Origin of the sequence: Motiliproteus sediminis (assembly GCF_017912535.1) — a bacterium.
Lineage (GTDB): Bacteria > Pseudomonadota > Gammaproteobacteria > Pseudomonadales > Balneatricaceae > Motiliproteus > Motiliproteus sediminis.
This window is the reverse complement of the sequence record NZ_JAERQK010000011.1, coordinates 110,757-117,133: the sequence shown is the minus strand read 5'-3', so window position 1 is coordinate 117,133 and position 6,377 is coordinate 110,757. Positions and strand designations below refer to the sequence as shown.

Sequence of the window (6,377 nt, the reverse complement as noted above, 5' to 3'; positions counted from 1 at the left end):
GCGGCTTTTGTGGGCGAGTGCTTTTTGGTTACTTTTTGTCACGACGGACAAAAAGTAACCCGCCCGGGTGGGCGGAACAAAGACTATCTGATTGCACGGGAAGGAGATTGGAACACCGTTTATAGAAACAATCTCAGATGTCCGCTCCGCGCCGGTTTGAGTCATCTCTATCTCACACTACGCGCATAAAAAAGCCCCGCTTGTGCGGGGCTTATCATTTACCGAAGGATCCGTTCAGCTGCCGGCTTAGCCCTTGGCGGCCGCCAGTGCCTGTTCGACGTCGGCCAGAATATCGTCGACATGCTCGATACCGATCGACAACCGCACCATATCCTCGCTAACCCCGGCCGCTGCCAGTTCATCACCCGATAACTGGCGATGGGTAGTGGACGCAGGATGACAGGCCAGCGACTTGGCGTCGCCGATATTCACCAGCCGGGTGACCAGCTGCAGCGCGTCGATAAAGCGTGCGCCGGCTTCTGCCCCGCCCTTGATGCCGAAGCTGAGGATGCCAGAGGGACGGCCGTCGACGTATTTCTGTGCCAGTTCGTAGCCCGCATTGCCTTCAAGACCGGCGTAGTTAACCCAGGCCACCTGGTCGTGGCCGGCCAGGTACTCGGCCACCTTGATCGCGTTGTCGCAGTGACGCTCCATTCGGAGCGGCAGGGTTTCGATCCCCTGCAGAATCTGGAAGGCGTTGAAGGGTGAGATCGCGGCACCGGTGTTGCGCAGCGGCACCACCCGACAGCGGCCGATAAAGGCTGCCGCGCCCAGAGCCTCGGTATAAACCACGCCGTGGTAGGAGGGATCTGGCTGGTTCAACGCCGGGAAGCGCTCCTTGTGATCGGCCCAGGGGAAGTTGCCGGAATCAACCACCACGCCACCGATGGTGGTGCCGTGACCGCCCATGTACTTGGTCAGCGAGTGCACCACGATATCAGCGCCATGCTCGAACGGACGCAGCAGCGCCGGGGTCGCCACGGTGTTATCCACAATCAGCGGTACGCCGTGGCTGTGGGCCACCTCGGCCAGCTTGGCGATATCCACCACGTTGCCGAGCGGGTTACCGATAGACTCGCAGAACACCGCCTTGGTGTCGGCGTCGATCAGCGCCGCCAGCGCGTCGATATCATCGTGGGCCGCCATGCGCACGGTAACCCCCTGCTTGGGCAGGGTATGGGCAAACAGGTTGTAGGTGCCGCCGTAGAGCTTATTGATACTGACGATATTGTCACCGGCTTCAGCGATGGTCTGGATGGCGTAGGTGATCGCCGTCATGCCGGAAGCCAGCGCCAGCGCGCCGATGCCGCCTTCCATGTCCGCCACCCGCTGCTCCAGCACCGCGGTGGTGGGGTTCATGATCCGGGTGTAGATGTTGCCTTCGACCTTGAGGTCAAACAGGTCCGCCCCGTGCTGGGTGTCATCGAAAGCGTAAGAGGTGGTCTGATAGATGGGTACCGCTACCGCCTTGGTGGTGGGATCCGGTTGATAGCCGCTGTGAATCGCTTTGGTTTCCAGTTTCATACTGTCCCGCTCGTTGTCGTTGTTATCTCAGTGGTTGATTATCGATATCAATCGATGACTCTGAATCCGTAGAAGGCCATAGACTAGCCCAAATCGGGGCGTGTTATCATCCCCCGATTGTTGAACCTGCCCCGAAGGAACCTCCATGGCCAAACAGAAAACGGCGTACGTCTGCAACGATTGCGGTTCGGAGTACAGCAAGTGGCAGGGACAATGCAACGACTGCGGCGCCTGGAACACCCTTAGCGAAGTGCGCCTTGGCAGTTCTGCGCCGCACACGGCCAAGTTCTCCGGCTATGCCGGCGCTGCCTCCCAGCAGGCCGAGGTCAAGCGACTGGCCGAGGTGGACCTGGCTGACCTGCCCCGCTTCAGCAGCCACTGCGCCGAATTCGACCGGGTGCTGGGCGGCGGCCTGGTACCGGGTTCGGCGATCCTGATCGGCGGCTCCCCCGGTGCCGGTAAAAGCACCCTGTTGCTGCAGACCCTCTGTCAGTTGGCGGAACAGCATGAGGCGCTCTATGTGACCGGCGAGGAGTCGCTGCAGCAGGTGGCGATGCGCGCTCAACGGCTGGGGTTGCCTACCGACAAACTGAAGATGCTGTCGGAAACCAACGTCGAGACCCTGCTTCAGGTCGCCCAGCAGCTCCGCCCCAAGGTGATGGTGATCGACTCCATTCAGGTCATGCACATGGCCGATATCCAGTCGGCACCCGGCAGCGTGTCACAGGTGCGGGAATCCGCCGCCTACCTCACCCGGTTTGCCAAGCAGACCCACACCACCCTGTTTCTGGTCGGTCACGTGACCAAGGATGGCAGTCTGGCCGGACCCAAGGTGCTGGAGCATATGATCGATTGCTCGCTGCTGCTGGAGGGCGACAACGACAGCCGCTTCCGCACCCTGCGCGGGCACAAGAACCGCTTCGGTGCGGTCAACGAGCTGGGGGTGTTCGCGATGCTGGAAAATGGCCTCAAGGAGGTCAAGAATCCCAGCGCCATCTTTCTCAATCGCGCCGGCGATGCCAGCCCCGGTAGCCTGGTGATGGTGGTCTGGGAGGGCACCCGGCCGATGCTGGTGGAGATCCAGGCGCTGGTGGACGACAGCCATCTGAGCAATCCGCGCCGGATCGCCGTAGGGCTCGATCACAACCGGCTGGCGATGCTCTTGGCGGTACTGCACCGCCACGGCGGCCTGCACACCGGTGATCAGGATGTGTTCGTCAACGTAGTCGGCGGGGTACGGGTAGCAGAGACCGGTGCCGATCTGGCGCTACTGCTGGCGGTGGTCTCCAGCCTGCGCGATCGCGCCTTGCCACAGGACCTGGTGGTGTTTGGAGAGGTCGGACTATCCGGCGAAATCCGCCCTGTCCCCAGCGGCCAGGAGCGGATTCGGGAAGCGGCCAAGCATGGCTTTCGCCGCGCGATTGTGCCCAAAGGAAACTGCCCCCGGCAAGCACCCGAGGGGATGGAGGTTATCGGGGTGGAACGCCTGAGTCAGGCGTTGGAAGCGTTGTGATTCATCAGTCTGACGCCAGCATCTGCTCCAGCTCACGCTCCAGAAGTTCCTGATCGCCCAGATTGAGTTCTACCAGCCGACGCAGGTGAGTCACCGTATCCAGCTCCAGATGACCGCAGGTAAAGCCCAGATAGGGCGACTCGTCTCGCACCAGCACCGCCGGCAGGGTCAACACCACCTCGTCACCATCGAGGTGCACTTCAAGCACATAGGCCTTACCGGCGTCACCGGCAAAACCCTCCGGCTCCTGAATCAGAAATCCCTTGAGGGCAATATCGACCAGTTGCGCGGGATAGCGCTGTTCGCCGTCGATCAGAAAAGCGCGGGCATCAAAGGTAATACGGGTAAAACGGCGTCGATCATCACTCTGTTCTGCTTGGGTCACCCGGGTGCCTCCCACTGTTGTTGAAAATGGCGCAGCTGGCTGCAGCCATCAGGCTTGTCTCAACTATAACCACAAACGCACCAATCTGCCTACGCCTGGGTCCAGGTGCTTGCCTAACGGGATGTCTGCAACAGTAAGCTGACCTTACGCGTCACCCGATCCGCGCCGCTACCACACTGCCCCACGCTCTCGACTCTGTGCACCAGCACGCTCGCCGTGGCCACGGAGATCGTCTGGCAGGAGGTATTGGCAGAACAGCCCTGCAAGCCTCCACCGCTGAACGTATAGGGAGGAGGGGTGTGCGGGGTGTCACTCAGGCAACTGGCAGCCACCGCTGATACCTGAGGAAAATCGGCCGGCTGCATCAGGCGGTTGAGCTCCAGTTCGGCACCACTTTGCGCCGCCATAAAGGCACGACTCGATTGAATATCAACGCCATAAGACTGCTGTGCGGTGACACTGAGGTTGGTCATACCCACGGCGATCAGTGCCATCACGGTAATGGCGAAGAGCGCGGCAACCAGCCCAAGGCCGCGTTGCTGACGGGCAAATTTAGGGCACATTGCGCAGTTGTACCTCATGTGCGACCTGCAGATTACCACCCTGCGGGTTAAACAGACAAAGATCGATCAGCACGATGGCATTGCGCTGCAGAGTGGCCGGTGATACCCGGAAAATCGCGGTGTTGCCGGTGCCGCAGGCGCTGGGGTTAAACACCTCGTCCGCCACCAGCCAGCGCCCGGTTGCCGGTGACGAGGGCAGTACGGCCGGGTCGGGCTGCGGATTGGCGTAGGCATAATCCTGGTAGCGATAGAGCCGGCCATTCAGGGCGCAGAAACTGGCCGGCTGCCCGACCAGATACCAACGCCGCTGGGGGGAATCCTGACCAAAGCCAGGTGCCGAGGCAAAACTCAGCAGCGCGGCTGAAGCGTTGGTGGCCGGATTGGTGACCGAAATCGCCAGCTCCGCCATGCTGTTGGTGATCGCTGGCGGTCCTCCTGCGGCATAGGTTGATGCGGTGTTAATGGGATAGACCGAAACCCGCGCACCACTGCTTGGCAGCGCCGGTTCCTCAAACAGCGGAATCACCGGCATGCTGGTCTGCGCACCACGGGCCAGCTCCAGGTAGGTCCCGGCCGCCGCCACCGGTACCCACTCGATACAGCGACCGTCGCTGCTGGCCCGGACACTGTTGGGCAACGCCCCGCGCAGCTCACGGGAGACCTTGTCAATAATAATGCGCGCGCTGGAACCGAGGCGATCGCCCACTGCCACCTGCTGATAATTCTGGCTGCTGCTGGTGATAAAACTGACTGTGCCGAAGGCCAGAATGCCAAGCACCACAATCACCACCACCAGCTCCACCAAAGTAAAGCCTGCCTGGATCCGCCGGCGCATCAGTAATTCCCCCGGTAGGCGCTGAACCTCACCGCATTGTCCTGTCCGGGCGGAAAGATGTCGATCGTGATCCGTTTCAGGTCCTCGGTCGGGCGGCCGAAATCGCCGCCGGCATAACCCACCGCCACGCTGACGCCGTAACCGGCGTAGCGACGCAGTGACTCCAGATCATTGCCGAGCAGGTCCTCCAGAGTGTCACCGCCGTCCACCGTATTGAAGCCGTGGATGTCATCGCTGTCGTTGTAAACCGCGCGGGTTTCGGCACCGTCACGCCCCAGAGTGACACTGCAATCCGGCAGCGACGCACTGACAGCAAACGCCTTGCAGGGACTATCCAGTGCACTGTTTTCGTCATAGCGCTTGCTGTGGATCTCGTCCATCAGCGCGTTGGCCAGCTCGACCGCCTTGGCCTGCCACAGGGCGCTATTACCCTGTTCGCCACCCCGCTTGACCCCCATCACCACGAACAGCAGCGCGATGGAAACGATGGCGATCGCCAGCACCAGCTCCACCAGGGTAAAACCGCGTTCAGTTGGCAAGGCAGCTGCTCCTGTCATCCGCTGAATAGGCGTAGCCGGCGAGCGTCACGCAGACGTTGCGGCCGCTGGCGGTAAAATCCTGATTGGCTGCCAGCCCGACCAAGTTACCTAAGCTGTCGTAACGCAGGCTAACGGGGGTCGAACCCACCGGGCTGGAACCGTGCAGCAGGGTGCTGTTGGCGCGGGCTTGGGTCTGGCGTTTGAGGCGCGTGGTGGTTGCGCATTGCGTCGGCGGCAGGGTCGAGTCGTCGATGCCGCTCCAAACCTCGAACAGCCAGCTGTCGCCACTGAGGCTGACCTGCAGGCAGACCCGTTCACCATAGCGGCTGAGCGCGCTCTGCTGGGCAAAACGTGCCACCGAGATCAGCTGGTCTTTGAGCAGCAGGTCGCGGTAGGACTGGGGATTGACAAAGCGTGGCAGCACCACCGCCGCGAGAATGCCCACCAGACCAATAACGGTGACCAGCTCTACAACGGTAAAGCCCGCGGGAGTGCCGCGGGCTTTGGAATTGACCAATCCAAGCATGGATTAGTTGATGGTAACGCCTACATCACCGGTAGAGGGGTCATAGGTAATCTCGCGTGTTTTATCCGTGGCCACTTGATAGCTGAAGGTACAGGTTGCACCAGTCGCCGTACTGTAATCAGGATCGGCACCGGAAACGGTTGGAGCATTACCCTGCAAAACACCCGCCCAAACTTCCGCACAAATTACATTGCTGCCGGGGCTGCTGCCAGATGCAGCGATAGCAAAGCCCAAATCATTAATCATCATATCGGAACCGTCGAAGCTCACGGTCGCGCCGGACACCCCGATCACCCCATCGGCCACCGCCTGCGCTTTCAGCAGCGCAATACCGGTAGCAAATCCGGCGCCAGCGCCTTCAACCGAGGCATCGTGGGCTTCCGTGGTCACGTTGATAAAACGCGGCAGCGCCACCGCCGACAAAATACCTAGCAGGGCAATCACCACGATCAGTTCGATGATGGTAAAGCCGCTCTCTTTCCTGGTCATAAT

General features: G+C 61.0%; 8 protein-coding genes. 1 reads left to right on the top strand and 7 read right to left on the bottom strand.

What is annotated here, in order from left to right; translation table 11 throughout:
* Positions 1-246: 246 nt before the first annotated feature.
* The gene (locus JJQ76_RS16260) at positions 247-1,524 is read right to left on the bottom strand and encodes a bifunctional O-acetylhomoserine aminocarboxypropyltransferase/cysteine synthase (protein ID WP_210398014.1); all 1,278 of its coding nucleotides are present in this window, start codon (positions 1,522-1,524) and stop codon (positions 247-249) included.
* A gap of 145 nt (positions 1,525-1,669) precedes the next feature.
* On the opposite strand from JJQ76_RS16260, the gene radA reads away from it, so the two are divergent.
* Positions 1,670-3,037 (top strand): DNA repair protein RadA, encoded by a 1,368-nt coding sequence (gene radA, locus JJQ76_RS16255; protein WP_210398013.1) that lies wholly within the window; start codon positions 1,670-1,672, stop codon positions 3,035-3,037.
* A 4-nt stretch (positions 3,038-3,041) separates the two neighbouring features.
* Here the strand turns inward: radA and JJQ76_RS16250 are convergent, their stop codons facing one another.
* From JJQ76_RS16250 to JJQ76_RS16225, 6 genes are all read right to left on the bottom strand, one after another.
* Entirely contained in the window at positions 3,042-3,422 is a 381-nt protein-coding gene (locus tag JJQ76_RS16250) for a PilZ domain-containing protein (protein WP_210398012.1), read from the bottom strand.
* A 113-nt stretch (positions 3,423-3,535) separates the two neighbouring features.
* Positions 3,536-3,985, bottom strand: coding sequence for a pilus assembly PilX family protein (locus tag JJQ76_RS16245; protein WP_210398011.1), 450 nt, complete (start codon positions 3,983-3,985; stop codon positions 3,536-3,538).
* A complete protein-coding gene (locus tag JJQ76_RS16240) occupies positions 3,975-4,820 on the bottom strand; it encodes a prepilin-type N-terminal cleavage/methylation domain-containing protein (RefSeq protein WP_210398010.1) in 846 nt (281 codons plus the stop codon). The genes JJQ76_RS16245 and JJQ76_RS16240 overlap by 11 nt, the downstream gene beginning before the upstream one ends.
* Positions 4,820-5,359, bottom strand: coding sequence for a type IV pilus modification PilV family protein (locus tag JJQ76_RS16235; RefSeq protein ID WP_210398009.1), 540 nt, complete (start codon positions 5,357-5,359; stop codon positions 4,820-4,822). The genes JJQ76_RS16240 and JJQ76_RS16235 overlap by 1 nt, the downstream gene beginning before the upstream one ends.
* Positions 5,349-5,885: a type II secretion system protein gene (locus JJQ76_RS16230; RefSeq protein ID WP_210398008.1), complete on the bottom strand. Its 537-nt coding sequence runs from the start codon at positions 5,883-5,885 to the stop codon at positions 5,349-5,351. The genes JJQ76_RS16235 and JJQ76_RS16230 overlap by 11 nt, the downstream gene beginning before the upstream one ends.
* Before the next feature lie 3 nt (positions 5,886-5,888).
* Positions 5,889-6,374, bottom strand: coding sequence for a type II secretion system protein (locus JJQ76_RS16225; RefSeq protein ID WP_210398007.1), 486 nt, complete (start codon positions 6,372-6,374; stop codon positions 5,889-5,891).
* Positions 6,375-6,377 lie beyond the last annotated feature (3 nt).

What these genes read in the sequence shown, in the direction of transcription:
- JJQ76_RS16260 (WP_210398014.1), bottom strand. Translation starts at nt 1,524, where the DNA reads ATGAAACTGGAAACCAAAGCGATTCACAGCGGCTATCAACCGGATCCC.
- radA (WP_210398013.1), top strand. Translation starts at nt 1,670, where the DNA reads ATGGCCAAACAGAAAACGGCGTACGTCTGCAACGATTGCGGTTCGGAG.
- JJQ76_RS16245 (WP_210398011.1), bottom strand. Translation starts at nt 3,985, where the DNA reads ATGTGCCCTAAATTTGCCCGTCAGCAACGCGGCCTTGGGCTGGTTGCC.
- JJQ76_RS16240 (WP_210398010.1), bottom strand. Translation starts at nt 4,820, where the DNA reads ATGCGCCGGCGGATCCAGGCAGGCTTTACTTTGGTGGAGCTGGTGGTG.
- JJQ76_RS16230 (WP_210398008.1), bottom strand. Translation starts at nt 5,885, where the DNA reads ATGCTTGGATTGGTCAATTCCAAAGCCCGCGGCACTCCCGCGGGCTTT.
- JJQ76_RS16225 (WP_210398007.1), bottom strand. Translation starts at nt 6,374, where the DNA reads ATGACCAGGAAAGAGAGCGGCTTTACCATCATCGAACTGATCGTGGTG.